Annotated in this window: 1 protein-coding gene; it reads left to right on the top strand. The window is 74.2% G+C overall.

Annotated elements, in window-relative coordinates; translation table 11 throughout:
• Positions 1-519 (top strand): CHAT domain-containing protein (locus tag AC1DY2_RS20505; protein ID WP_476764085.1); only part of this gene is annotated, 519 nt, incomplete at both ends.

Below are 519 nucleotides of genomic sequence, written 5' to 3'. Positions count from 1 at the left end.
CGGGCGGGCGGAGTACGTCGACGCGTCGGCGCTGGCCGACCTGCTCGACGAGGCCGAGCCGACCCCCCGACTGGTCGTGATCAACTCGTGCATGTCGGGCGCCGGGAGCACGAACGAGCTGTACTCCGGCACGGCCGCCGCGCTCGTCAACAGCGGCATCAACGCCGTCGCCGCGATGCAGTTCACGATCAGCGACGCGGCGGCGGTCGCGTTCTCGCAGGGCTTCTACTCGGCGCTCGCCTACGGCCGTCGCATCGACGAGGCCGTGGTCAGCGGCCGGATCGCGATCCTCGGCCTCGGTCGGGACACGCTCGAGTGGGTGACGCCGGTGCTCTGCCTGCGCGGCGACGACACCCGCCTGTTCATCCTGCCGAAGTCCGCGGACGACCCGGATGACGCGGCGGACATCCCGGGAATCCCCGCCGCCCCGCCCGGGCCCACGCCGACGCCGAAGCCCGACTCGCGCCGGGTCCGACTGGTCGCCGCCGCCGCGGCCGGCGCCGCGCTCCTCCTCGGGAT

The sequence above is a fragment of the Agromyces sp. P1_H4 genome (assembly GCF_056405255.1).
The sequence above is the reverse complement of the archived record's forward strand: the minus strand, read 5'-3'. Positions and strand labels throughout refer to the sequence as shown.